General features: G+C 71.7%; 20 protein-coding genes. 18 read left to right on the top strand and 2 right to left on the bottom strand.

From position 1 onward, the window contains the following. Positions 1-132 precede the first annotated feature (132 nt). Positions 133-1728, top strand: coding sequence for an RICIN domain-containing protein (locus OHA72_RS46525; RefSeq protein WP_327002516.1), 1596 nt, complete (start codon positions 133-135; stop codon positions 1726-1728). A 302-nt stretch (positions 1729-2030) separates the two neighbouring features. Here the strand turns inward: OHA72_RS46525 and OHA72_RS46520 are convergent, their stop codons facing one another. Further along, positions 2031-3482, bottom strand: a complete 1452-nt coding sequence (locus OHA72_RS46520; RefSeq protein ID WP_327011791.1) for an aldehyde dehydrogenase — start codon at positions 3480-3482, stop codon at positions 2031-2033. A 229-nt stretch (positions 3483-3711) separates the two neighbouring features. Here OHA72_RS46520 and OHA72_RS46515 point away from each other — a divergent pair, with 229 nt between their 5' ends. The 12 genes from OHA72_RS46515 to OHA72_RS46460 all read left to right on the top strand — a co-directional run bounded on the left by OHA72_RS46515 (position 3712) and on the right by OHA72_RS46460 (position 18678). After that, positions 3712-5286 carry an ABC transporter substrate-binding protein gene (locus OHA72_RS46515; RefSeq protein ID WP_327002515.1) on the top strand — a complete coding sequence of 525 codons (1575 nt, stop codon included), beginning with the start codon at positions 3712-3714 and terminating at the stop codon, positions 5284-5286. A gap of 132 nt (positions 5287-5418) precedes the next feature. Continuing rightward, positions 5419-6216: an ABC transporter ATP-binding protein gene (locus OHA72_RS46510; RefSeq protein ID WP_327002514.1), complete on the top strand. Its 798-nt coding sequence runs from the start codon at positions 5419-5421 to the stop codon at positions 6214-6216. Next, positions 6213-7226, top strand: coding sequence for an ABC transporter permease (locus OHA72_RS46505; protein ID WP_327002513.1), 1014 nt, complete (start codon positions 6213-6215; stop codon positions 7224-7226). Before OHA72_RS46510 ends, OHA72_RS46505 begins: the two co-directional genes overlap by 4 nt. Then, positions 7226-8140 carry an ABC transporter permease gene (locus OHA72_RS46500; RefSeq protein WP_327002512.1) on the top strand — a complete coding sequence of 305 codons (915 nt, stop codon included), beginning with the start codon at positions 7226-7228 and terminating at the stop codon, positions 8138-8140. The genes OHA72_RS46505 and OHA72_RS46500 overlap by 1 nt, the downstream gene beginning before the upstream one ends. Continuing rightward, positions 8137-9009 (top strand): ABC transporter ATP-binding protein, encoded by an 873-nt coding sequence (locus OHA72_RS46495; RefSeq protein ID WP_327002511.1) that lies wholly within the window; start codon positions 8137-8139, stop codon positions 9007-9009. The genes OHA72_RS46500 and OHA72_RS46495 overlap by 4 nt, the downstream gene beginning before the upstream one ends. A 5-nt stretch (positions 9010-9014) precedes the next feature. Then, entirely contained in the window at positions 9015-10577 is a 1563-nt protein-coding gene (locus OHA72_RS46490) for a GMC family oxidoreductase (RefSeq protein WP_327002510.1), read from the top strand. Then, positions 10574-11752 (top strand): CaiB/BaiF CoA transferase family protein, encoded by a 1179-nt coding sequence (locus tag OHA72_RS46485; RefSeq protein ID WP_327002509.1) that lies wholly within the window; start codon positions 10574-10576, stop codon positions 11750-11752. Before OHA72_RS46490 ends, OHA72_RS46485 begins: the two co-directional genes overlap by 4 nt. 22 nt (positions 11753-11774) lie before the next feature. Next, positions 11775-12932, top strand: coding sequence for an acyl-CoA dehydrogenase family protein (locus OHA72_RS46480; protein WP_327002508.1), 1158 nt, complete (start codon positions 11775-11777; stop codon positions 12930-12932). A gap of 128 nt (positions 12933-13060) precedes the next feature. Then, positions 13061-13777 (top strand): isochorismatase family protein, encoded by a 717-nt coding sequence (locus tag OHA72_RS46475; RefSeq protein ID WP_327002507.1) that lies wholly within the window; start codon positions 13061-13063, stop codon positions 13775-13777. Continuing rightward, positions 13764-14657, top strand: coding sequence for a polysaccharide deacetylase family protein (locus tag OHA72_RS46470; RefSeq protein ID WP_327002506.1), 894 nt, complete (start codon positions 13764-13766; stop codon positions 14655-14657). The genes OHA72_RS46475 and OHA72_RS46470 overlap by 14 nt, the downstream gene beginning before the upstream one ends. Positions 14658-14831: 174 nt before the next feature. Continuing rightward, positions 14832-16574 (top strand): thiamine pyrophosphate-binding protein, encoded by a 1743-nt coding sequence (locus tag OHA72_RS46465; protein ID WP_327002505.1) that lies wholly within the window; start codon positions 14832-14834, stop codon positions 16572-16574. A 7-nt stretch (positions 16575-16581) separates the two neighbouring features. After that, positions 16582-18678, top strand: coding sequence for an acetate--CoA ligase family protein (locus OHA72_RS46460; RefSeq protein WP_327002504.1), 2097 nt, complete (start codon positions 16582-16584; stop codon positions 18676-18678). Positions 18679-18695: 17 nt separating this feature from the next. Here OHA72_RS46460 and OHA72_RS46455 read toward each other — a convergent pair whose 3' ends face one another. Beyond that, positions 18696-19949 (bottom strand): IS110 family RNA-guided transposase, encoded by a 1254-nt coding sequence (locus OHA72_RS46455; RefSeq protein WP_327001770.1) that lies wholly within the window; start codon positions 19947-19949, stop codon positions 18696-18698. Positions 19950-20366: 417 nt separating this feature from the next. On the opposite strand from OHA72_RS46455, the gene OHA72_RS46450 reads away from it, so the two are divergent. From OHA72_RS46450 to OHA72_RS46430, 5 genes are read left to right on the top strand one after another with little or no spacing between them, the layout of a single operon-like run. Further along, positions 20367-21416 (top strand): LLM class flavin-dependent oxidoreductase, encoded by a 1050-nt coding sequence (locus tag OHA72_RS46450; RefSeq protein WP_327002503.1) that lies wholly within the window; start codon positions 20367-20369, stop codon positions 21414-21416. Then, positions 21403-22206 (top strand): amidohydrolase family protein, encoded by an 804-nt coding sequence (locus OHA72_RS46445; protein ID WP_327002502.1) that lies wholly within the window; start codon positions 21403-21405, stop codon positions 22204-22206. The genes OHA72_RS46450 and OHA72_RS46445 overlap by 14 nt, the downstream gene beginning before the upstream one ends. A gap of 17 nt (positions 22207-22223) precedes the next feature. Further along, positions 22224-23375 carry an acyl-CoA dehydrogenase family protein gene (locus tag OHA72_RS46440; RefSeq protein ID WP_327002501.1) on the top strand — a complete coding sequence of 384 codons (1152 nt, stop codon included), beginning with the start codon at positions 22224-22226 and terminating at the stop codon, positions 23373-23375. Further along, entirely contained in the window at positions 23372-24253 is an 882-nt protein-coding gene (locus OHA72_RS46435; protein ID WP_327002500.1) for an acyl-CoA dehydrogenase family protein, read from the top strand. Before OHA72_RS46440 ends, OHA72_RS46435 begins: the two co-directional genes overlap by 4 nt. After that, positions 24250-25080: an enoyl-CoA hydratase/isomerase family protein gene (locus OHA72_RS46430; protein WP_327002499.1), complete on the top strand. Its 831-nt coding sequence runs from the start codon at positions 24250-24252 to the stop codon at positions 25078-25080. The genes OHA72_RS46435 and OHA72_RS46430 overlap by 4 nt, the downstream gene beginning before the upstream one ends. Position 25081 lies beyond the last annotated feature (1 nt).

Here is a 25081-nt window from a genome sequence, read left to right as displayed (position 1 = left end):
CGCCGTTCACGTTCGATTATCAAGATGTTGCTGGGAGGTTACGGCCTCCCGGTTGGGGTGTGGCGACCGTCCGACTCGGCGCATCGGCGTGCGCGGAGCGGCCGGACGCGTGGCGGCGCGACATGTGCGTCGATGTCCACCCGTCCAGCACGGACGACGGCGCCGTCATCCGACAGCGGTCCTGCGGCACCGGTAGCAACCAGCAGTGGTCACGGACCACCGTCTGAGAGGAGAAACTGCATGAGATTTCGCACGAAGATCAGGGCCGCCGGGCTGGCAGCGGCAACGGCGCTGGCCATCGCCGGCATGTCGGTCGTGATGACCGCTACCCCCGCGCAGGCCGCCACCGCCCAGTTCAGGGGCATGAACTGGGCGGTGCTCGGAGACAACTTCAACAGGAACCCGCTCGTCCTGCAGGGTCTGAGTCAGTCCGACAGCAACGCGACAGTGCGGGCCAAGGCCAACGCCCTCTACGACGACATGGCCTCCACCATGGGGATCAACACCGTCCGGCTGCCTATCAACACCTACACCGTGTCCAACACGACGTGGTGGAACGCCTATCGGGGCGCCATCGATGCCGCCACTGAGCGCGGGTTCAAGGTCATCCTCGCCTATTGGGAGGACGCCGCCTCCGCCTCGGGCGGCAGGATCACGAACCTCGCCGCGTGGAACGCGATGTGGTCCAGCGTCACGAACACGTACGGCTCGAACACCAACGTGTACTTCGAGCCGATGAACGAACCGCACGGCTACAGCTCGACAGAATGGCGCGACGTCGCGGCCAACTGGCTCAGCTATCACTACTCCGCCGTGCCCGGCCGGGTGCTCATCGGCGGCACCGGCTTCAGTCAGGACCTACGGGACATCTGCAACGACAGCCGCTTCAGCGGTACGTTGCTGTCGTTCCACTACTACGCGTTCTTCTACAGTGCGATGACCTATGACGCATTCCGGAGCCACATTCAGACGCGTCTGGGCAACTGCTCCTCGCGTGCGGTCGCCACGGAGTTCGGTGCGCCCATGGACAACGGTCTCAACTACGGCGATGCGAACAGCACCGACAACTTCGTGCGCTACATCCGCGCCATGGCCCAGGTCATGCGTGACAATCACATGGGCGGCACCTACTGGCCCGCTCTCGGCGGCAAGGTCGGCAGCTCCGGTTACGACTGGTACTCGATGTTCGCCCTGAGCGGTAGCGGCACCGATCTCAACCTGACCGTCCGCAACATCTCCGGCGCTGACCGGATCCGGTATGCCTGGGGTGACACCGTCGGTGGTGACTCCACGACGCCGCCGGCGTCGGGCACGTACTACCGGGTCACCAACCGCAACAGTGGCAAGGTCATGGACGTCTCAGGGCAGTCCACCGCCAACAACGCCGAGATCAAACAGTGGAGCTGGTGGGGCGGCGCCAACCAGCAATGGCGCTTCGAGGACGTGGGCGGCGGCTACTTCCGCATCGTCAACCAGAACAGCGGCAAGTGCCTCGACGTCGCTTCCGCAGCAGCCACCGATGGCGCGAACATCGTCCAGTACACCTGCGGTAGCGGCACCAACCAGCAGTGGCAGTGGCAGGCCGAGGGCAGCTACTTCCGCCTGGTGGCCCGGCACAGCGGCAAATGCCTTGATGTCTACCAGTCCGGCACGGGTGACGGCGCCGACATCCAGCAGTGGACCTGCGGCACCGGCTACAACCAGCAGTGGACGCGCACCGCGTCCTGACCTCCGTGGCCGCCGGCCATGGCCAGGGCCCCGCGCACGCGGGGATGGTCCCTCGAACCGGTACCGTTCCAGGTGTAGAGCTGGGTGCTCCCCGCGTACGCGTGGATGGTCCGCCGAGGTCCAGAGTCTTGCCGTGGCCGGCGGTGTGCTCCCCGCGCATGCGGGGATGGTCCGGAGTTCTGCTCTGACGACCTGGCATGCGAGTTCGCCGGCGCGAAGCGTTGCATCCACCGGACGAGGAGCGCACGGTCAGTCGCCAGCGGCCGGCACCGCGGTCACCGGTGCCGGCCGGTCAGCGCGGCTCAGCCCGCCGGAGCCCGGACGGCGTCGTCCGGGGCACCGTAGATCGACTTGTAGGTGAGGTAGGCGGTCAGGCCCTCCGGGCCCAGCTCGCGGCCCATGCCGCTGGCCTTCACGCCGCCGAACGGGGCGGCGTGCGAGGTGCCGTACATGTTGACGCCGATCGAACCGGTCTCGATCTTCCGGGCGACCTGCAGGGCGTGCTCGACGTCCTGGCTGAAGACGCAGCCGGCGAGGCCGTAGTCCGAGTCGTTGGCGATGGCGATCGCCTCGGCCTCGCTGCCGTAGGGGATGACCGCGACGACCGGGCCGAAGATCTCGTCCCGGGCGATCCGCATGCTGTTGTCGACGGAGTCGAAGACGGTCGGCTCGAGGTAGTAGCCGCGGTCCAGGCCGGTGGGCCGCCCGCCACCGAGCACGACCCGGCCGCCCTGCTCCCGGCCGAGCGCGATGTACTGCTCGACGCGTTCGCGCTGGGCCTGCGAGATGAGCGGGCCCATGGTCGTGTCCTCCGCGCGCGGGTCGCCGGTGACGGTGGCGGCCAGCGCGGCGGTGACGGCCTGGACCGTCTCGTCGTACCGCGCGCGGGGTGCCAGCACGCGGGTGTGAGAGAAGCAGACCTGGCCGGTCTCGGGCGCGCACAGCCGTGCGGCCTTGGACGCAAAGAGCTCCATGTCGGCGTCCTCGAGCAGGATCGCGGCCGACTTGCCGCCGAGCTCGAGGGTCACCGGCTTGAAGTCCGCGGCGCAGGCCTGGGCGATCGCGCGGCCGGCCGCCGTGGAGCCGGTGAAGCCGACCTTGCGCACGCCGGGGTGCGTGACGAGCGCGGCGCCCGTGGCGGCGCCGCCGGTGATGACGTTGAAGACGCCGGGCGGGAAGCCGGCCTCGGCGACGGCGTCGGCGAGCAGGAACGCGTCGAGGCTGGTCTGCGGTGCGGGCTTGAGCACCACGGTGCAGCCGGCGGCCAGCGCCGGCGCGATCTTGAACGCGGCCAGGGGCTGGGGGCCGTTCCAGGGCGCGATCAGGCCGGCGACCCCGACCGGATCCTTCCGCACGAGGGTGTTCGAGCCGCGATAGGTGCGCAGCTCCTCGAACTCGTACCCACGGACCACGCCGGCGTAGTACCGGTAGAGATTGGCGGCGCCCATGACGTGCAGGCGCTGCATGCTGACGGGGAACCCGTTCTGCGGCAGGAGGGCCTCGACGAACTCGTCCGCGCGCCGGTCCAGCACCGCGGCCAGGTTGTCGAGCAGGTCGCCGCGGGCCGCGGGGGTCAGGCAGCGCCAGGCGTCGGCGGTCAGGGCACTGCGGGCCGCGCGCACCGCGACGTCGACGTCGGTGGCGTCGCCGTCGGCGATTGACCCGAATTGTTCCTCATTAGCTGGGTTTGTGATGTCCAGTCGTGCACTGCTGTGGGCGCGTTCGCGGCGACCTGCGACGTAGAGGTAGTTCACGTAGGTTTCCACACACAACTCCTGGTGTCTTCCGCCGCTTCGAAAAGGTCCTGACCGGCTCTTATTACGAGGCAGTTAACTCTGATAGTGTACTCCGGTACATGAGTGTAGTGTCTGTACTCAGCTTCCGCAGCGACGCCACGGGTGGCATGGTCGCCTGCGCGAGGAGGGCATTGCTCCGCGTCACAGCCCGGTCGCGACCATCTCTCGCTTATATGAAGGAGACCCGGTGACCCGTTTGAAGACTGCTCTGACCTGCTCGATTTTGGCCCTGACCACCACCCTGGCCGCATGCGGCGGATCCTCCACCAGTTCCGACCCGGCGACGGCCTCGTCGGGCAAGCCCGATGAGGCCAAGAACGCCGCGGCCACGCTGCGCGTCGTAGTGCCCTCGATCTCGCAGTTCCTCGGGCAGCCGTTCCAGGCGGCGTCGCCTCCTCGCGCCGAGTCCACCTCGGCGATCTTCGACGCGCTCACCCGGGTCGACAACACCGGCACGCCCGTGCCGTGGCTCGCCAAGTCCTGGAACCGCGTCAACGACACCACCTGGCAGTTCTCGTTACGCACCGACGTGACGTTCTCCAACGGCGAGCCGGTCGACGCGGACGCCGTCGTGGGGACCGTGACCGCGCTGCTCGGCGCTGCCGGCACCGGCAGCGTCGCCAAGCTGTACAACCCGACGCTGTCCGGGGCGAGCAAGATCGACGGTTCCACCGTCAACATCACCACCGCCAAGCCCGACGGGGTGCTGCCGCAGGAGATCGCGGCGCTGTACATCGTGCCGCCGAAGTACCTGGCCGAGGTCGGGATGGACGGCTTCACCAAGGCCCCGGTCGGCACCGGTCCCTACACGGTCACGTCGATCAGCAGCACCGAGATCGCGCTGAAGGCGAACCCGACATCGTGGCGTAAACCGATCATCGGCAACCTGCAGATCAAGCAGGTCGCCGACCAGACGGCGCGGACCAACGCGATCCTGTCCGGTGCGGCCGACATCAACACCCTCGTGGACCTCGACCAGATCGACAACGTCAAGGCCAAGGACTTCACGGTCTTCCCGCTGAAGAACCAGGCCGTCTTCCTGCTGCAGTTCATCGCGTCCACGGGCGGCTCGAAGCCGCTGGACAACCCGCTGGTCCGCCAGGCGATCAACTACGCCGTCGACAAGGACGCGGTCATCAAGTCGGTCTTCCAGGGCCTGACCACGGCGGCCAGCCAGGGCACCGCCCCGGGCACCACCGGCCACGACGCTGACCTGCAGCCCTACCCGTACGACCAGGCCAAGGCCAAGGACCTGCTCAACCAGGCCGGCTACCCGAACGGCTTCGAGCTCACCGGCGTCTACTCCCTCGGTGCCTTCGCCGGTGACAAGGACTTCCTGGCCCAGGCGCAGAGCGACCTTGCCAAGGTCGGGATCAAGCTGACCATGAAGCAGGAGACCACCGCGAACATGACGAGCTACCTGCTCAAGGGGCAGTGGCCGGCCGACATGTTCACCACGGCGTACCTCACGGCGCCGACCCAGGACGCGACGAAGGCGTACTCCTTCAACAGCTGCCTGCGCAAGCCCGGCTCGTGGTGCGATCAGACCCAGGCCGACCTCATCAGCAAGGCCCTGACCCAGACCGTGGGCACCCCGGAGCGGGCGGAAACGCTCAAGGCGCTGGCCAAGGCCATCCACGACAACCCGCCGGCGCTGTTCTTCAACAACGGGCTCAAGGTCATCGCGTACAGCAGCGGTGTGGCCGGTTACACAATCGACTCCTCAACGAACACATCCTGGGAGACGGTGTACTTCAAGTAGCTGATCTCCAGACTCGTTCAGTGGTGCCGGCACCAGGCAAGACGGTGCCGGCACCTGATCAGAAGGACGATACGAATGGCCGATACCGGTATCAGTACGGCACCATCCGCCGCCGCTGTGCGCTCACTGAGCGTGACCTATCGCCGCGGTGCCCGGCAGGTGTACGCCGCCCGTGACGTCAGCATCGACATCCCGCAGGGCCGCATCGTCGGGCTTATCGGCGAGTCTGGCGCGGGCAAGTCGACCGTGTTGCGCGCCCTGCTGGGCCTGACCAAGCCGAGCAGCGGCGTCGTCGAGATCGCCGGCACCGACCTGTCGACCGTGTCGGCGAAGACGGCCCTCGCGCTGCGTAACCGCATCCAGGTCGTCATGCAGAACCCCTATGCCAGCCTCGACCCGCGCTGGTCGGTGGCGGACTCGATCGCCGAACCGCTGCGGGCCCGGTCCCGGCAGCGCGGCAGCGAGCCGATGAGCAAGGACGACATCGCCCGCCGCGTCGGCGAGATGCTCGACCGGGTGCGCCTGCCCACCAGCAAGCTGCACTCGTTGCCCCGCGAGCTGTCCGGCGGCGAGCGCCAGCGCGTCGCCATCGCCCGGGCGCTGTCGGTGCGCCCGGCCATCCTCGTCGCCGACGAGCCGGTCACCGCCCTGGACAACGTGACCACCGCCGAGATCCTCGGCCTCCTCGAGGAGCTGCACGCCGAGGTCGGGCTGGCCATCCTGATCGTCTCGCACAGCATGTCGGTCATCGCCCAGCTCGCCGACGACGTGCACGTGATGCAGGACGGCTGGCTCGTGGAGTCCGGCTCGGCCGAAGAGGTGCTGGACCACCCGCAGCACCCGCACACCGCCATGCTCATCGCCGCGAGCCGGTATCTCGACGAATGGGACGGCTCGGGCCCCGAACTCACCACGGCGGCGGCCCGATGACCCAGCAGCTCTCCTCCCGGCCCGCCGAGGCCGCCCCGCCGCAGGACGCCCAGGACCCCGTGGCCCGCCGCATCGCGCTCCGGCTCGGGGTCCGGGTGATCGAGCTGGTCGGGTTCCTGGTCCTGCTCGTCACCGTGCTGTTCTTCCTGGCCCGGGTCCAGGGCGACCCGGCGGTCATCCTGGCCGGCCCCGAGGCGACCCCCGAGGACGTGGCCCAGATCCGCGTGATCTACGGGCTCGACAGCCCGCTGATCATCCAGTACCTCAACTTCCTGCGGCAGTTCCTGCTGTTCGACTTCGGCAACTCGATCACCGAACGGGTCCCCGCGCTGGACCTCGCGGCCGGCCGCCTGACCACGACGCTCCTGCTGTGCGTGATCGCGACGGTCATCAACGTCGCGGTCGCCACGCCGATCGGCATCTACATCGGCGCAGGCGCCGGTGCCGCCGCCGGCCGGCGCCGGCCGCTGCGCAAGGTCGTCAGCGGCATCGTGCTGGCCGCCCAGGGCATCCAGTACTACATGATCGCGCTGCTGCTGATCACCGTGTTCGCCATCAAGCTGCAGGTGCTCCCGGCGATCGGGTTCGACCGGGCCGACTCGTGGATCCTGCCGAGCATCAGCCTCGCCTGGCTGGCGGCGCCGCGACTGGCCCGGGTCGTGCAGAGCGCCGCGCGGCAGGTCTGGTCCTCGGAGCTGGTGCACACCGCGACCGCCTACGGGTTGTCGCCCGCGACGATCCGCAACAAGTACGTGCTGCCCAACGTGCTGGTGCCGCTGATCGCCACCGCGGGCACGCAGTTCACGCTGCTGCTGTCCGGCGCGGTGATCGTCGAGCAGCTCTTCGGCATCAACGGCCTCGGTCAGCTGCTGGTCGTCAGCGTGCAGAACGCGGACTTCCCGTCGCTGGCCGCCGGCGTCACCCTCATCGGCCTGGTCGTCTTCGCCGTCACCGCGGTCTCCGACGTGCTGTACCGGATCGCCGATCCCCGACTGCGGAGGAACGGCTGATGGCCACCACGACGGGCACCCGGAGCCGGCGGCTGCTGCCACGCGGCGTGAAGAGTTCACTGTACTGGCTGATCAGCCTGCTCATCCTCGGTCTCACCGTCTGGAAGCACGGGGCCGGGCACGCCGAGCAGGCCATCCGTGACCGGCTGCAGGGCCCGAGCGCGCAGCACTGGCTGGGCACCGACGGCGCCGGCCGGGACAACCTCCAGGAGTTGCTGCACGGGCTGCCCTGGTCGGTCGAGGTCGCCCTGCTGGCCACGCTGATCGCCGCGGTCGTCGGCACCTTCGTCGGGGTCACGTCCGGGTGGTATGGGCGCTGGTGGGCACGGGCGATCCTCCGGCTGGTCGACTTCGAGGTGGCGTTCCCGTTCGTCGTGATGGCGGTGGTGCTGATCGGCGTGCTGGGCCGGGGCACCCTGCAGATCGCGCTGGTGCTCGGCATCGCGCTGTGGCCGCTCGTCGCCCGGGTCGTGCACGGCGAGACGCTGCAGCTGCGCGAGCAGGAGTACGTCGTCTACAGCAACCTCGTGTGGGGCAACGGGCTGCGGGTCATCCGCGAGCACCTGATCCCCGCGCTGCTCATCCGGGTCGCGGTCGTCAGCGCGTTCGTGTTCGGCGACGTGCTCGGCGCGGCCGCGGCGCTGTCCCTGCTCGGCATCGGGCCGTCGCTGGAGACCTCGTCCTGGGGCAACATGCTGGCCGACGGGCAGCAGTACCTCAACCGCGATCCTTGGATCGCACTGAGCTCGGCGCTGGCGCTGGTCGTGCTGCTGGTGTTCGTGAACATGCTGGCCGACCGCCTGGCCGCGGCGGCGTCCCGGTCGGGCACGGCGGTCACCATGACGGAGCTGCTCGCACCGGCCGAGGCCGCAGACCTGGACGCGACCGGACCGGCAGATCGGGGACCGCGATGACCGAGACGACCAAGACGACCGGGGCGACCGAGGCGACCGGGACGCCCGGGACGCCCGGGACGGCCCAGCTGGTGGTCGACGTGTCCCAGCTGACCGTCGAGCTCGGCGACCCGGACCACGGCCACGGGGTGCGGATCGGGCCGGTCGACCTGCAGATCGGCCGCGGCGAGTGCGTGTGCGTCGTGGGCACCTCGGGCGCCGGCAAGAGCACCATCGGCCAGGCGCTGCTCGGCATGCTCGGCCCGGGCGGCCGGGTCACCGGCGGCTCGGTGCGCGTCGCCGGCACCTCACTGTTCGACGCCGATGACAAGACGCTGCGCTCGCTGCGCGGCTCCACCGTGACGATGATCTTCCAGGACCCGACCTCGGCGCTGAACCCGGTGCGACGCCTGGACAAGATCTTCGCCGATGTCCTCAAGGCCCACGGCACCACCGGCAAGGACGAGATCGCGGCGCGGACCCGGGAGGCCCTGACCGCGGCCGAGCTCGACCCGGACGCGGCGATGCGGCGCTACGCCCACGAGCTGTCCGGCGGCATGCGCCAGCGCGTGATGGTGGCCCTCGCCCTGGTCAACCGGCCGGCCGTGATCGTCGCCGACGAGCCGACGACCGCGCTGGACCCGACCACGCAGAAGGAGGTCATCGAGCTGTTCGGCGTCCTGAAGCGGACGAACACCCTCGTGGTGATCACCCACGACCTGCGCGTCGCGCGCCGGCTGGCCGACCGGATCGTCGTGATGAGCCTGGGCCGGATCGTGGAGACCGGCACCGTCGAGGAGATCATGACCGCGCCGCAGCATCCGGTGACGCAGGGGCTCGTCGCCAACCAGAAGCTCACGAAGGTCGCGAAACGGAGGGACCGGTCCTGAGCCCCATGCCGGAAGTCACGCTGGAAGATCTGTCCGAGGTCACGTTCGACACCGTCGTCGCCGGCGGCGGCACCGCCGGCTGTGTCCTGGCCAACCGGCTGTCGGCCACCGGCGAGCGGGTCGCGCTCGTGGAGGCCGGCCCGGACTTCGGCCACAGCCGCGGCGGCGCCTGGCCGCCGGCGCTCAACCACGCGGCCTACGTGCCGACCCCGTACGACTGGGGGTACCACGTCGCGCCGTACGGCTACGACATCCCCTTCATCCGCGGCCGGGTCCTCGGCGGCTCCTCGGTCATCAACGCCGTCGGCATCAACTGGGGCCTGCGCGAGGACTACGCGCGATGGGTGCAGCTCGGCGCCGAGGGCTGGGGGTTCGAGGACCTCCGGCCGTACCTGCTGAAGGTCGAGCGGCTCCACGACGACGACGCCCCGGGCCGCGGCCATGACGGCGCGCTGTTGGTCACCCGCGACCGGGCGACGTCGCCGCTCCTGGACGACCTGCGCCGCTCCTACGCCGCGGCCGGCCTCCCGGGACCGATCGACGCCTCCGGCCCCGACGCCGCCGAGGGCTGGGGGTACGGCACCCGCAACGCCGACGGCGACGAGCGGCACCACGCCGCTCGGGCCTACCTGGACGACGTGCGCGACCGGACGAACCTCACGATCATCGGCGACACGCTCATCGACCGGGTGCTGTGGGACGGCGACACGGTGACTGGCGTGGCCGTCATCCGCGACGGCCGGCGCCGCGAGTTGCGTGCCCGCCGGGTCGTGCTGGCCGCCGGCGCCATCGGCACGCCCACGGTCCTGCAGCGTTCCGGCATCGGCGACGCGGCCGCCCTCGCGCCGATCCTCGGCGCCGGTGTGCCGCTGCACCACCTGCCCGGGGTCGGCCGGAACCTGCACGACCACTACGGCAGCCGGCTGTTCATGCGCACGGCGCCCGACTTCGCCGAGCGGCTGGCAGCGCGCGGGCACGTCCCAGGCACGCGCCAGTCACTGTTCGCCCGGGTGAAGAGCGACCCGGCCCTGCCCGCGTACGACCTGAGCATCGGCGTCAACCACGGCGACACCGCACCGCCGGACGGCCTGCTGCCGATCACCGTGTTCCTCATCCATTTGGCTGCCGAGGGCTCGGTGACGGTCGCGGACGCGGACCCGCACTCGCATCCGGTCATCGACCTCGACATCGGCCGAGACGAGGATCTCGACGCGATCGCCCGCGGCCTGCGGTGGCTGCGGAGCCGGCTCACCGACCCGGCGGTGCGCGGCTGGTTCGCCGCCGATGCCGCCGCCGAGGCCGCCCCCGTGGACGCGGACCTGCGCGAGCACATCCGGCGCAACATCTTCCTGTTCCATCACGCGACCGGCACCGGCCGCCTCGGCCCGGTCGGCGATCCGTTGGCGGTGGCCGGGCTCGACGGGCGCGTCCACGGCTTCACCAACCTGTACATCGGCGACGCCAGCCTGATGCCGAGCATCCCGCGGGGAATGATGATCCTGACCGTGTACGCGATGGCGGAGAAGATCGCCGCCGGACTGGCCGCGACGTCACCGGTGTCGCGATGATGCCGCTGGCCGGGCTGACCGTGGTCAGCCTCGAGCAGGCGGTTGCCGCGCCGTTCGCGACGCGGCAGCTGGCCGACCTCGGCGCGCGGGTCATCAAGATCGAGCGGCCCGGCGCCGGTGACTTCGCCCGCCGGTACGACGAGGCGGTGCACGGCGAGTCCAGCTACTTCGTCTGGCTGAACCGCTCGAAGGAGTCCCTCACGCTGGACATCAAGCACCCCGACGGCCGCCGCGTCCTTGAGGAGCTGCTGCGCGACGCCGACGTGCTGGTGCAGAACCTCGGGCCCGGCGCTGCCGACCGGCTCGGGCTGGCCGCCGCGACCCTGGCCGAGCATCACCCCCGGCTCGTGGTCTGCGACATCACCGGCTTCGGTGCCGACGGCCCGTGGGCCGGGCGCAAGGCCTACGACCTGCTGGTGCAGTTCGAGACCGGGCTCGTGTCGCTCACCGGTACCCCCGACGGGGTGGCGAAGGTGGGCATCTCGGTCGCCGACATCGCCGCCGGGATGTACGCCTACAGCGGCATTCTCACCGCGCTCTACACGCGGGCGACCACCGGCGTCGCGCACCCGGTGTCGGTGTCGCTGTTCGAGGCGCTCGCCGAGTGGATGGGGCAGCCGGCGTACTACACCGCGTACGGGCCGGGGCAGCCCGCCAGGGTCGGCGCAGCACACGCCACCATCGCGCCCTACGGCCCTTACGACACCGCGGACGGCGGCACCGTCCTGGTCGCCGTGCAGCACGACCGCGACTGGGCGCTGTTCTGCCGCGCGGTGCTGGACCGTCCGGAGCTGATCGACGACCCGCGCTTCGCGCGCAGCTCGGCCCGGGTCGCGCACCGCGACGAGCTCAACGTGGTCGTCGCCGCGCGGTTCGCGACCCTGGACGCCGCGGCCGCGCACGAGCTGCTCGACCGGGCCGGCATCGCCAACGCCCGGCTCAACGACGTGGCCGCTTTCCTCGCCCACCCGGTGCTCGCCGGGCGTGCGCGCTGGCGGGACGTGGACACCCCCGGCGGGCCGGTCCGGGCGCTGCTGCCTCCGGCCGTGCTCGGCGGCGCCGAGGTGCGCATGGACCCGGTCCCGGCCGTCGGCGAGCACACCGAACGGATCCTGGCCGACCTCGGCCGCACCGCCGAGCAGATCGCCGCCCTGCGCGATGCCGGCGCCATCTGAATCAGCAAAAGGAGGTGACGGTGTGACGGACCTCAACGCTGAGGAACGCGCCGTGGTCGACCTGGTACGCGACTTCGTCGACCGGGACGTGCGCCCGGTCGCCCGCGACCTGGAGCACGCGAACGAGTACCCGGAGCGGCTCATCGACACGATGAAGGAACTCGGCGTCTTCGGGCTGGCGATTCCCGAGCAGTACGGCGGGGCGCGCGTGTCCATGTCCTGCTACGTGCAGGTCACCGAGGAGCTCGCCCGCGGCTGGATGAGCCTTGCCGGCGCGATGGGCGGGCACACGGTGGTGGCGAAGCTGCTGCTCGCGTTCGGCACCGACGAGCAGCGGCAGCGGTACCTGCCGGGGATGGCGACCGGCGCGATCCGGGCCACGATGGCGCTCACCGAACCGGGCGGCGGCTCCGACCTGCAGGCCATGACGACGACCGCCCGCCGCGACGGCGACGGGTACGTGATCAGCGGCGCCAAGACGTGGATCACCAACGCGCGGCGCTCGCAGCTCATCGCGCTGCTGTGCAAGACCGACCCGGACGCCGTGCCGAAGCACAAGGGCGTGAGCATCCTGCTGGTCGAGCACGGCCCGGGCCTGACGGTCTCGCGGGACCTGCCCAAGCTCGGCTACAAGGGCGTGGAGAGCTGCGAGCTGTCGTTCGACGGGTACCGGGCGCCGGCCGGGGCGCTGCTCGGCGGCGTCGAGGGGCGGGGGTTCGCCCAGATGATGACCGGGCTGGAGACCGGGCGGCTGCAGGTGGCGGCCCGGGCGCTCGGCGTGGGACGGGCCGCGTTCGAGGACGCGTTGCGCTACGCCCAGGAGCGGCACTCGTTCGGCCGGCCGATCTGGCAGCACCAGTCGATCGGCAACTACCTCGCCGACATGGCGACGAAGCTCACCGCCGCCCGGCAGCTGGTGCTGTACGCGGCGGAGCGTGCCGAGGCCGGGCGGCGCTGCGACCTGGAGGCCGGGATGGCGAAGCTGTTCGCGTCCGAGACGGCCATGCAGATCGCGCTGGACGCGATGCGGGTGCACGGCGGCTACGGCTACTCCACCGAGTTCGACATCGAGCGGTACTTCCGCGACGCCCCGCTGATGATCGTCGGTGAGGGCACCAACGAGATCCAGCGCAACGTCATCGCCCGCCAGCTCGTCGAGCGCGGCGGGATCAACGCCTGATCGGCGCGGGGCGCGCCTCGGCACCGGGTGGCGAGGTGCACCTGTCCGCGAGATGTATATCTCTAGTATAGAACTTGAGTACATGATACCGTGCATATATTGCGGTACCCCAGTGCAGCGGAGGACGCATGACCGGGTGGGACAGGTTTCTGACCGAGCACGACCGGGAGATCGCCGCACAAGCCGGCTACGGCGCCAGGATGGGGCTCGGCGGCAACGTTGCCGTCCTGCTCATCGACGCCACCTACCTGTTCTGCGGCGATCCCGGGCTCAGCGAGGCTGAGTCGCTGGCGCTGTACCGCAACTCCTGCGGCCCGGCCGCGTGGCGGGCCGTCGAGGCCATGGCCGGCCTCGCCGCCGCCGCCCGCGAGCGCGGCCTGCCGGTCGTCTACACCCGGCCGGTGCGCCCCCGCCCCGACGGGCTCAACCGCGGTCGCTGGCTGGACAAGAACCGCCGCGGCCGTGAGGACATGAGGCCGGCGCCGCGCGCCTTCGACATCGTCGACCCGATCACGCCGGCCCCCACCGACGTGGTGCTGGACAAGGAGAAGCCCAGCGCGTTCTTCGGCACCCCCCTGGCCGCGTACCTCACCGACTGGGGCGTCGACTCGCTGCTCGTCGGCGGCGGCGTCACCAGCGGCTGCATCCGCTCCACAGTCCTGGACGCGTTCTCGCTCAACTATCGCGTCGGCGTCGTGCAGGAGCTGACATTCGACCGCATCGAGGCGTCGCACTGGATCAACCTGTTCGACCTGGACCAGAAGTACGCCGACGTGATCGGCCTGGACGAGGCCCACGACTACGTCGCGCGGGCCGAGAGGGGACCGTTCCATGCGGCTGCCTGACTCCGGGCGGTACGCCTACCGCCCCATCACCGACCGGCCCGCGTTCGCCTGGCCGCACGGCGGCGGCCTGGCCGCCTACGTCGCCGTCAACGTGGAGTGCTTCGCCTACGGCGGTGGCGGGGCGACGCTGACGCCCGGCATGGATCCGCCGAACAGCGAGCACCGCCGCTACGGCTGGCGGGACTACGGCATCCGGGTCGGCCTGTGGCGCATCCTCGACGAGCTCGCCGCCCGTGACCTTCCGGCCGCGTTCCTGCTCAACGCCTGGGTCCCCGAGCTGTACCCGCCGGTCGCCGAGGCGCTGCGCGCGTCCGGCGGTGAGATCGTCGGGCACGGCCGCACCAACTCCGAGCTGCAGGGCGGGATGGCCGAGGACGAGGAGCGGACCCTGATCGAGGAGTCCACGGCGCTGCTCACCGCGGCGTTCGGGACCCGCCCGGCCGGCTGGATGTCCCCGGGCGCCACGCAGAGCGCCAACACCCCGGACCTGCTGGCCGAGGCCGGCTACACGTACACCCTCGACTGGCCGATCGACGACCAGCCGGTGTGGCTGTCGACCCGCGGTGGGCCGCTGCTCAACGTGCCGTACCCGCTGGAGACCAACGACTATCCGCAGGTGCTCTCCCGCGGGCACACCGGCCGCGAGTTCGCCGACATCGCCCACGACCACCTGACCGAGATGCTGACCCAGGCGGGTGCGGACTCGGCGCGGACCCCGCTGGTGTACGCGCTGAGCCTGCACCCGTTCACCGCCGGCCAGCCGCACCGGCTGCACGCCCTGCGCCGGGTCCTGGACCTGCTCGCCGAGCGCCGCGACGACATCTGGCTCACCACCCCCGGCGCCGTCGCCGAGCACTACGCGACGCAGGTGCCGGCATGAGCGGGCCGCAGCGCAGCGGAGGGCTGCGAATCATGGGCGCGGGGTGGAGCTCAGGCTGGCGCCGGAGCGCAGCGGAGGTGCCGGCATGAGCGGGCCGCAGCGCAGCGGAGGGCTGCGAATCATGGGCGCGGGGTGGAGCTCAGGCTGGCGCCGGAGCGCAGCGGAGGTGACGGCATGAGCGCCGACGACGCGGTGCGGTACGGCAGCGACGTCATGGTCGACGTCCTGGCCCGCCTCGGCATCGAGCACCTCGCCATCAACCCCGGCGCAACCCTGCGCGGCCTGCACGAGTCACTGGTCCGCGCGGGAAAGCCGGAGATGCTGCTGACCCTGCACGAAAACGTGGCCGTCGGCATGGCCCACGGCTACGCCAAGGCGACCGGGCGGCCGATGGGTGTCGCGCTGCACAACCTCGTCGGGCTGCAGACCGGCTCCATGGCGCTGTTCAACGCGTTCCTGGACCTGGTGCCGATGCTCGTCGTCGGCGGCAGCGGCCCGGCCGACGCCGCCCGCCGCCGGCCGTGGATCGACTGGATCCACGCCACCCGCGACCAGGCCGCGCAGGTCCGCTCCTACACCAAGTGGGACGATCAGCCGGCCAGCCTCGACGCCGCCGTGCACAGCCTCGCCCGCGCCCACGCCGTGACCACCGCCTACCCGCAGGCGCCCGTCTACGTCGCGCTCGACGCCGGGCTGCAGGAGGACGTGGTCGACGGCGAGCCGCGCAACGCGCTGTGGTCGCCGGCGACCGCGCTGGCCCGGCAGAGCACCCCGACGGTCGCCGACGCCGACCTGCTCCCCGTCGCCGAGGCCCTCGCCACCGCCGAGCGACCGCTGCTGCTGGCCGACACCGCCGGGCGCAGCGAGGCCGCCTACCGGGCCCTCGCCGCGCTCGCCGAGCGGCTCGGCGCGGGCGTCGTGGACCTCGGCGCCCGGCACAACTTCTCCAACACGCACTGGGCCGACCGCACCCAGCACCACCACGCCGACGTCGCCGAGGCCGACGTGATCCTGGCCGTCGACGTACGCGACCCGTACTTCGCCCTCGGCCGCACCGACGTCGCCAACCGCGACTTCGCCTGGCTGCCCCGCCCCGGCGCGCGGGTCTTCGTGCTGTCCGGCGCGGCACTCATCGAGCGGGCCCCACTGGACCGGGCCGCCGCGGCCTGGGACCGGGTCGAGGCGGTGCTGACCGGCGATGCCGCCGTGGCCCTGCCGCGCCTCGCCGAGATCGTCGCCGAGCTGCCGGTGCCGGGCGCCGCCGCGCGCACCGCGGCCCTGCGCGCCACGGCGAGCGGCCCGGCGGTGTTCCGCGACCGGCTGTCCCGCGCGCCCGGCGTGTTCGGCCCCGCCCGGCTGGCCGCCGAGACGTTCGAGGCGGTCCGTGGCGGTCCGTGGCAGCTCGCGTTCGGCGCGCTGTACGGCAACTCACGCCGCGCGTTCGACATGGACGAGTTCAACTGCTACCTCGGCATCTCCGGCGGCGGAGGGCTCGGCTACGGGGTCCCCGCGGCCCTGGGCGCCGCGCTCGCACACCGCCACGACGACACCCTCGTCGTGGACATCCAGCCGGACGGCGACTTCCTCTACACCGCCTCGGCGCTGTGGACCGCCGCCCACGAGCGGCTGCCGCTGCTCGTGGTGATGGCCAACAACCGCACCTACAACCAGGACCGGATGCACCAGACCGAGATCGGCCACCAGCGTGGCCGCGACACCGACGTGACCGCCGGCATCGACATCACCGGCCCCGACGTCGACTTCGCCACCCTGGCCCGCAGCCAGGGGGTCGAGGGCATCGGCCCGGTCACCGACGCGGCAGAACTGCCCGCGACGCTCGCCCGCGCGGCGCGCATCGTGCGCGAGGAGCGCCGCCCGGTGCTGGTGGACGCCGTCATGAACCGCGATCGGAGCTGAGTACCACATGACCGTACAGAGCACGCCCCGGCCGGGCGTCGCACTCGTCGGGGCCCGCGACGGGAGCCTCTGGACCTACCTGCTGTTCCACAACCTGCGCACCTTCGGCGATGCCGAGATCTGGCCCGTGAGCCGCACCCGTCCCGAGGTGCGTGGCGTGCCGACCGTCGCCGACCTCAGCCTCGTGCCGCGGACCCCCGACGTTGCCGTGCTCATCGTCAACTCCGCGGTCGCGAACTCGGTCGTGGCCCAGGCGGTCGAGATGAAGGTCCCGCACATCGTGCTCATCTCCGACGGGTACGCCGAGCGCGGCACCGAGGAGGGCATCCGGCTGCAGCGGGAGCTGGTCGGCATCGTCGAGGGCTCCGGCAGCCGGCTCTACGGGCCCAACGGCGTCGGGTTCGCCGACTTCCGCGCCGGCATCGCCCCGCTCGGCGCGCCCATCCCGGCGGACCTGCGGGTCGGCGGCGTGTCCGTGGTGTCCCAGAGCGGCTCGCTGACCTCCACCATCATGGGCGGCCTGGCCGAGGACGGCGCCGGCGTCGACCTGTGCGTGTCGATCGGCAACGGCGCCGCGTTCGACCCTGTCGACGCGATGGAGACGATGCTCGACCGGCCGAGCACCACCGTCATCGCCGCCTACCTCGAGTCGTTCGGCGGCGACCGGGCACGCCTGGAGCGGACCCTGACCCGCGCCCGCGCGCAGGGCGTCACGATCGTCCTGGCGAAGTCCGGCGGGTCGGCGATCGGCGCGGCCATCGCTCGCTCGCACACCGCCGCCCTGGCCGGCCCCGACCGCCTCGTCGAAGAGGTGCTCACGGCGCACGGCGTGATCCGGGTGCGCAGCATGGAGGAGCTGACCCGGGCCGCCGCGATCGCCGACTACCTCAGCCGCCGGCCCGCCGCCGGTGGCAAGGCCGACGGCGCCAGTGGCGGCGTCGCGGTCATCGAGACGTCCGGCGGCGCCGCCGCCCTCACCGCCGACCTGCTTACCCACGAGGGCGTCGGGCTGGCCACGTTCGGCGACACCGCCACCTCGGCGCTGCGCGCGGTCGCGCCCGACGGCGCGTACGTGAGCAACCCGATCGACCTGACCGCCTCGCCGAAGCCGTACGAGGAGGTGACCGCCGCGTTCCACGCCGTCTACACCGACCCGGCCGTGCGTGCCGTCGTCATCCCGTACGCGCTGACCTTCCCGACCGCCGACGACGAGCGCGACGTGCACCGCCGCTCGCTGGACCGCTACGCCGACCTGGGCGCCGCCTCGGGCTGCCCCACCATCGTGTCGACGCTGAGCGACTTCGCGTGGACCGACTGGGCCGTCGCGTTCCGGGAGCGGCACCCGGAGACGCTGCTGGTGCGGGGGATCGCCACCACCGCCCGGATGCTGGCGCGGCTCTACCCGCGGACGGAGCCGGAGGCGGCAGGGGCACCGCAGGCAGTGGGGGCGGCCGACGTGCTCGGTGACGCGCCCGACGGCCGCACCGCCCGCGACCTGCTCGACGCGCTCGACGTGCCGATGCCGAAGGCGGCGTTCGTGGCGGCCGAGGACATCGACGGCGTCGCCGGGGCCGTGACCGGCCTCGCATATCCGCACGTCGTGAAGATCGTCGCCGACGGGCTGCTGCACAAGGTGAAGGTCGGCGGCGTCGTGCTCGGCTGCGCCACGGCGGAGCAGACCGAGGCGGCCGCCCGGCGGGTCCTCGCCTCCGCCGCCGCGGCCGGGCTGCCCGGCGTGCGCGGCGTGCTCGTCGAGGAGACCGGCACCGGCGTCGAGCTGTTCGTGTCGCTCAACCGTGACCCGTGGTACGGGCCGTACCTCATCGTCGGCTCCGGCGGCGGCGACGTCGAGGCCAAGACCGACTCGTCGCTGATCGCGCTGCCCGCCGCCGACGGTGCCGTCGAGCGGGCCCTGGACCGCCTGCCGGTGCCGGACGGGCAGCGCGCCGCCACCGCCGCGCTCATCGCCCGGCTCGCCGCCGAGTTCGTCGGCGGCCGGCTCGCCGCCTGGTCGATGCTGGAGCTGAACCCGGTCATGGTCGACGCCGCCGCCGGGCCGCAGATCCTCGACATCGTGCTGCTGCCTGTGGCCGGGCCGGCATGACACTCCCTGTGTCAACCTCAGGCAGCGACCAACGTGGTTTGTGTGGGTTGGTTCAGTCGTACAGCGTTGCCGTGCCGGTCGGGGTTGTATGGCGTCTGGTCGGTCCAGCAGCGCCAGATGACGCGGATCCAGGCTCGGGCGAGGACGCGGATGGCGTGTGGGTGGTCCAGGCCGCGGGCGCAGGCGGCGGCGTAGACCCTTGCTGCCCAGTCGCTGTCGTGGCGGCTGTTGTCGGCGAAGGTGGTGACCGCGACGCGGAAGCGTTTGTTGCACGCCCATCTGAAGTGCACGGCTCGGTGTTTGCCGGATTCCTTGGTCACCGGGGTGACACCGGCGAGCGCGGCGATGGAGTCGGGTCCGGCGTAGGCTTCGCGGGAGTCGCCCCACTCGGCGAGGATCTGCGCGGCGTTGATCTGACCAGACCTTGGCAGCGATGTGAAGATCTCGGCGTCCGGGTGTTCGCCGAGTGTGGCGACGACACTGCGGCTGAGCGTTTTCAACGCGGCCACGACCGCGCGCAGGACGGTGACGAGGGCGGTCACCGCGTCGCGGACGGCCTCGCACAGGACTTCGTCGGTAGTCCCCGCTGGGGCGGCGCGCAGCCGGGCGAGGAGCTGCTCGCCGGTGCGCCGGCCGGAGTAGCCGTGTTTGACGCAGAACGCGGTGAGGCGTTTCGCGCCGAGGTGCGCTGCGTGGCGGGCGGTCGGGTAACGGGTCAGGAAGTCCAGGGCGATCGGGGACTCGACGTCGGCGAAGACGGCCACGGCGCCGGGCCAGTGCGTGTCCAGCAGCGCGGTGAGCTGGTTGGTGGCCGCGACGCGCATGTCGACCAGGTCCCCGCGGGTCCGGGTCACGGTGCGCAGCGCCTTCGTCTGCGCCGTGTACGGGGTGGCCAGCTGCAGCCGGTGGTGCCGCAACCGCAGGTACTCGGCGATGACTTCCGCATCGCCCGCGTCGGACTTGGCGCCGGACAACACTTCGCCGTCCCGCCAGGTTTTGATCGCGTTGGGTTTGACCGGCACCACAGGGTGTCCGGCCTCCAGGAGGATGTCGACGAGCCGACCGTCGGGTCGTTCGATCCCGATCGGCATGGCCTCGGGGTGCCCGAGACCGGCCAGGCGGCGCAGCAGCCCGGCAAGACCGACGGCGGTGTGCTCCACGGTGAACGCGGCGACCCGCCGCCCGGCGCTGTTCTGGACACAGACCGCGTGGGTGGCCGAGGCCCAATCGATCCCGACGAAGAACTCAGCTCCAACAACGTTGAGCGACAACGGTTCTCCTCAGCTTGGCAGCGATGTGACTCGACGAACGGGGCTGACTGCCGGGTGGTCACTAACCGGCGCTCTACGGCGCTTCTCCCTGTTGCCGGTCGGCAGCCCCGACAAGAACCGAGAGCGGCGGTGTCATGCAGGCCCTCGAAGGGCGACCGGCACAGGCCGTCTCTCAGTTCTCGCCGAGTTCCAACAACAACCCTCTCAGAGGGCCCTGTCAGAAGGATGGTGCCCTAGTGACCGGCGGAGCGCAGCGAAGCGGGGGAGCCGGTCATCGGCGGTGCGGGCCTGGGTCAGGCCGGCGCCGCAGCGCAGCGGAGGTGACGGGGTGACCGGTCTGGAGCGAAGCGGAGGAGCCGGTCATCGGCAGTGCAGCCTTGGGTCAGGCCGGCGCCGTCGCGAAGCGGAGGTGACGGCATGACCGTGCGCATCTCGATGGCACTGGCCACCAGTCACCTGGGCCCGCTGCTGGACATCACCCGGGCCGCCGAGGAGGCCGGCCTCGACCGGGTGTGGACCACCGAGGGCTTCGGCGGCGACGGGATCGTCCGCGCCGGGCACCTGTTGGCACACACCAGCCGCATCGGCATCGGCACCGGCATCGCCTACTCGTTCACCCGGGCCCCCCTCGCGGTGGCGATGGCCGCCGCCGACCTCGCCGAGCTCAGCGGCGGCCGGTTCGCCCTCGGGTTGGGCGCCGGCACCCGCGGGGTGCGGGCCAGACGCTTCGACGCGGCCGGCTACGACCATCCGGCGCCGCGCACCGCCGAGTACGTCGACCTGGTCCGCGCCGCGCTGCGGTCCGAGGACGGGCTGCGCTTCGAGGGCCGGTTCTACCAGTGCGACTTCCCGCAGCTGGACATGCCGCAGGACGCCGCGCTGCGCGCCGGGGTGCCGCTGTACGCCGCGGCGCTCAACCCGGCGATGCTGCGCGCCGCGGCCCGGTCCTGCGATGGGATCGCGCTGCACAGCCTCGCCACCGCGCCGGCCTACCTGCGTGACGTCGTCGCCCCCGCCATCGCCGGTCCGGGCCGGCCCAAGCTCGCGGCGTGGAAGATCTGCGTCGTCGACGACGACCCGGCGGCCGCCGCCGACGCGGTGCGCCGGCAGCTCGCGTTCTACTTCTCCACCCCCAGCTACCACCCGGTCCTGGCGGGCACCCCGTGGACCGAGGTGGCGCAGCGCATCCGCGACCTTGCCACCGAACTGCAGTTCCGCGACTGGGGGCCGGTGGCGGCGCTCGTGCCCGACGACATGGTGGCGGCCTACGCCGTCGCCGGCGACCCGGACTCCTGCGCCGAGCAGATCGCCGCCACCGCCCGGCGTTTCGACGCCGCCGGCATCGACGAACTGGTCCTGCAGCTCACCTCCGGCGGCACACCGCAGCAGACCCGGGCCAACGGCCTCGCGCTCGTCGCCGCCGTCCAGCACGCCCGATCGGAAAGGACGGCCGATGCTCACCTGTGACAGCCAGATCCACCTCTTCCCCGAAGGCCACGAGGAGCGGGCCGCGAAGTTCGGGCAGCGGGTCATCCCGCTGGCCACGATCCTCGCCGACATGGACGCCGCCGGCATCGACCGTGCGGTGCTCGTCCCGCCGTTCCCGGCGGCGATGCAGCTCAGCCTCGACGCGGTCGCGGCGCACCCCGACCGGTTCCGCACCACCGCCCACCTCGCCCTCGACAAGCCGGAGGCGCGTGAGCAGGTCACCGCGTGGCCGAACGACGCGGTCGTGGCCGTGCGGGTTGCGTTCCCGCCGTGGCACAAGGTCTCCTGGCTCGACGACGGCACCGCCGACTGGTTCTGGCCGGTCGCCGCCGCGCAGGGCCTGCCGGTCATGGTGTGGGCGCCGGGGCAGCTGGCCAAGCTCGGCCCGGTCGCCGCCGCCCACCCCGGCCTGAACCTCATCGTCGATCACCTCGGGCTGTTCGTCGAGGACAAGGACGACGCCCTCGACCCGATCCTCGACGAGCTCGTCGCGCTCGCCGCGCACGACAACGTGTCGGTGAAGGCGTCGGCGCTGCCGTGCGCCACCGACGAGCCCTACCCCTACCGTGGTCTCGCGCCCCGCATCGAGCGGGTCGTCGACGCCTTCGGTACCGGGCGCGTGTTCTGGGGTACCGACGCGACCCGCCTGCCGTGTACCTACGCGCAGGCGGTCGCGATGTTCACCGAGGAGCTGCCGTTCCTCAAGGACGACGACCTCGACCTGGTCATGGGCGGAGCGCTGCTGCGCCGCCTGGGCTGGGACCGCTGAATCAGGAGGCTGCACGAGTGCCGGCAACATCATTCGCCGACCCCGCGGTGGACGAGTTCCGCCGCGAGGTGACGGCGTGGCTGACGACCGCGATCCCCGCCGAGTGGCGGGAGCGTCGCGACCACCTCACGATGGACGAGGAGATCGAGATCCGCCGGGCCTGGGACCGGCAGCTCTTCGACGCCGGGTATGCGGGGCTGTCGTGGCCCGAGCGCTTCGGCGGCCGCGGTCTCGGCGTCGTGGAGGACTTCACGTTCAACGACATCGCCGCCCGCATGGACGCCCCCGAGGGGCTCGGCCGGGTCGGGCGGCTGCTCGCCGGTCCGGCCATCATCCACCACGGCACGCCCGAGATGTGCGCCCGGTTCCTGCCGGCGATCCTCAAGGGCGAGGAGAACTGGTGCCAGGGCTTCTCCGAGCCGGGCGCCGGCTCCGACCTGGCCTCGCTGCACACCCGGGCCGTGCGCGACGGCGACGTGTACCGCATCCAGGGTCAGAAGGTGTGGACGACGTACGCGCAGTTCTCCGACTGGTGCCTGCTGCTGGCCCGCACCGGCGCGGCCGGCTCCCGCAGCCGCGGGCTGTCGCTGATGCTCGTGCCGATGCGCCAGCCCGGCGTCGAGGTCCGGCCGCTGATCAACATCACCGGCACCCACGAGTTCAACGAGGTCTTCTTCGACGGCGCCGAGACGAGCACCGACCTGCTCGTCGGCGCCGAGGACGAGGGCTGGGTGGTGTCGGGCACCATTCTGACCCATGAGCGCGGCGTCGGCTTCGGCGCGATCGCCCTCAACCAGCTGCACGGCTACCTGCGGCTGTTCACCGAGCACTGCGCCGCGCACGCCCCGGCGATCGCGGCCCGGCTGCCCGAGTTCGTCACCCGGGTCGAGCTGCTGCGCTGGCAGATGATGCGCTCGCTGGAGAAGATGGCCGGCGGCGACGCCTCGCCCCGCTCCAGCGCGGTGCTGAAGGTGACCTGGAGCGAGCTGGTGCAGGAGATCGTGCACCTGGCCGCGTTCGGTGGCTGCCCCGAGCACACCGACCTGTACCGCACCCGGCTGCTGTTCCACCGGGCCTCGACGATCGTGTCGGGCACCTCGGAGATCCAGCGCAACATCATCGGCGAGCGGGTTCTGGGCCTGCCCCGCGAAGGGAGCGCGAAGGCGTGAGCACGCGATACCTGCCCAGTCCGCTGGGCCTGGAGGTCACCGACGCGGTGCACCAGATGGCGGTCGAGGGCACCGCAGGCGAGGAGCGCTGGTCCCCGGCGAAGCTGTGGGCCGAGCTCGCCGCCGGCGGCTGGACCGAGCTCGCCGACGGCGACACCCCGGGCGCCGACGCGGACGTGACGCTGCTGGACCTGTGCGTGATGGCCGAGGCGTGGGGCCGGGCCCTGGTCGGGCTGCCGCTGCTGAGCACCCTGGCCGCGCGCCGCTGGCTGGCCGAGCGACCGCCCGCCGGCACGGCGATCACCCTTGTGGTGCCCGAGTGGGACCGTTTCCTGCTGCCGTACCCGGCGCAGGCGGCACTGGTGCTGACCGGCGACGGTACCGCATCCGTCGCGGGGGAGAGCACCGTCGACGACCATGCGCCGTCGCTGCCGCTGGGCCGCGCCGGCACCGCGCCCGGACCGCTCGCCCCGGCCGGTGCGCTGCGCGACTATGCACTGCTGGCGACGGCGGAGGCCGTCGGGGCCACCGACCGGGCGTTGCAGGACGCCGTGGAGTACGCCAAGACCCGGGTCCAGTTCGGCCGGCCGATCGGCTCGTTCCAGGCGGTCAAGCACACCCTCGCCGACATGCACCGCGACGTGGAACTGGCCCGCAGCGGCGTCACCTGGTTCAGCAACGACCCGGCGGCGATGACCGGCGGCGCGCCGTATGTGCTGCAGCTGTGCGCCTCCGTCGTCGAACGGGCCATCCAGGTGTACGGCGGGATCGGCTACACCTGGGAGTGCGACCTGCACTGGTCGCTGCGCCACGTCACCCAGGCGCACCGGCTCGTCGTGGCCGCCTTGACGGCGAGCGCAGCGGAGGTGACGGCATGACCGAGCTCTTGGAGGTGTTCACCAGGGACCGGGTCGGGTACCTGCGGTTCAACCGGCCCGACAAGCTCAACGCGCTCGCCCCGGAGATGCTCGAGGGTTTCACCACCGGGCTCACCGCGCACGAGGCGGACCCGGACGTGCGGGTCGTCGTGGTCTGCTCGACCGGACGCGCGTTCAGCACCGGCGGCGACATGTCCGGCCCGGGCCGGGCCGCGTCGGCGCAGCGCTCCTCCTTCACCGACTGGCAGCGGCAGCGCGCGAGCCTGGAGCGCTGGCTGCGGATCTGGGACTCGCCGAAGCCGGTCGTCGCCGCCGTGCAGGGTTACTGCCTCGGCACCGCGACCGTCCTGGCGGTGATGTGCGACCTGACCGTCGTCGCCGACGACGCCGTCATCGGCTGGCCGCAGCTGCCGGTCGGCGGCGGGCTGCTGTCGCCGGTGGCGAGCTGGTTCGTCGGCCCGAAGAAAGCGCGCGAGCTGGCGTACATCGCCGGTAGCCGGTTCAGCGCCCAGGAGGCCGTCGAGCTCGGCTGGGCCAACCACGTGTACCCGGCCAGCGAGCTGCAGGAGCGGGCGCACGAGCTGGCGATGCGGATCGCGAACACGCCCAGCGACGTGCTGGCGGTCAAGAAGTACGCCCTGAACCGCACCATGAACCTGCAGGGCTTCCGCGACGCAGTGCTGTCCGGCGCCGAGTTCTCCGCGGTGAGCCATCAGGCGCCGGGTGCGGAGTTCATCGCGGCCCGCCGCGCGGAGCTGGGCATGAAGGAGACGATCACGGCGGTCCAGCAGGGCCGGCTGGCCGGCGACTACCCGTCGGCGGAATGAG

This window comes from Dactylosporangium sp. NBC_01737, assembly GCF_035963215.1.
Lineage (GTDB): Bacteria > Actinomycetota > Actinomycetes > Mycobacteriales > Micromonosporaceae > Dactylosporangium.
The sequence above is the reverse complement of the archived record's forward strand: the minus strand, read 5'-3'. Positions and strand labels throughout refer to the sequence as shown.

What these genes read in the sequence shown, in the direction of transcription:
- OHA72_RS46470 (WP_327002506.1), top strand. Translation starts at nt 13,764, where the DNA reads ATGCGGCTGCCTGACTCCGGGCGGTACGCCTACCGCCCCATCACCGAC.
- OHA72_RS46490 (WP_327002510.1), top strand. Translation starts at nt 9,015, where the DNA reads ATGCCGGAAGTCACGCTGGAAGATCTGTCCGAGGTCACGTTCGACACC.
- OHA72_RS46525 (WP_327002516.1), top strand. Translation starts at nt 133, where the DNA reads ATGTCCACCCGTCCAGCACGGACGACGGCGCCGTCATCCGACAGCGGT.
- OHA72_RS46450 (WP_327002503.1), top strand. Translation starts at nt 20,367, where the DNA reads ATGACCGTGCGCATCTCGATGGCACTGGCCACCAGTCACCTGGGCCCG.
- OHA72_RS46505 (WP_327002513.1), top strand. Translation starts at nt 6,213, where the DNA reads ATGACCCAGCAGCTCTCCTCCCGGCCCGCCGAGGCCGCCCCGCCGCAG.
- OHA72_RS46475 (WP_327002507.1), top strand. Translation starts at nt 13,061, where the DNA reads ATGACCGGGTGGGACAGGTTTCTGACCGAGCACGACCGGGAGATCGCC.
- OHA72_RS46495 (WP_327002511.1), top strand. Translation starts at nt 8,137, where the DNA reads ATGACCGAGACGACCAAGACGACCGGGGCGACCGAGGCGACCGGGACG.
- OHA72_RS46485 (WP_327002509.1), top strand. Translation starts at nt 10,574, where the DNA reads ATGATGCCGCTGGCCGGGCTGACCGTGGTCAGCCTCGAGCAGGCGGTT.
- OHA72_RS46430 (WP_327002499.1), top strand. Translation starts at nt 24,250, where the DNA reads ATGACCGAGCTCTTGGAGGTGTTCACCAGGGACCGGGTCGGGTACCTG.
- OHA72_RS46465 (WP_327002505.1), top strand. Translation starts at nt 14,832, where the DNA reads ATGAGCGCCGACGACGCGGTGCGGTACGGCAGCGACGTCATGGTCGAC.
- OHA72_RS46500 (WP_327002512.1), top strand. Translation starts at nt 7,226, where the DNA reads ATGGCCACCACGACGGGCACCCGGAGCCGGCGGCTGCTGCCACGCGGC.
- OHA72_RS46460 (WP_327002504.1), top strand. Translation starts at nt 16,582, where the DNA reads ATGACCGTACAGAGCACGCCCCGGCCGGGCGTCGCACTCGTCGGGGCC.
- OHA72_RS46445 (WP_327002502.1), top strand. Translation starts at nt 21,403, where the DNA reads ATGCTCACCTGTGACAGCCAGATCCACCTCTTCCCCGAAGGCCACGAG.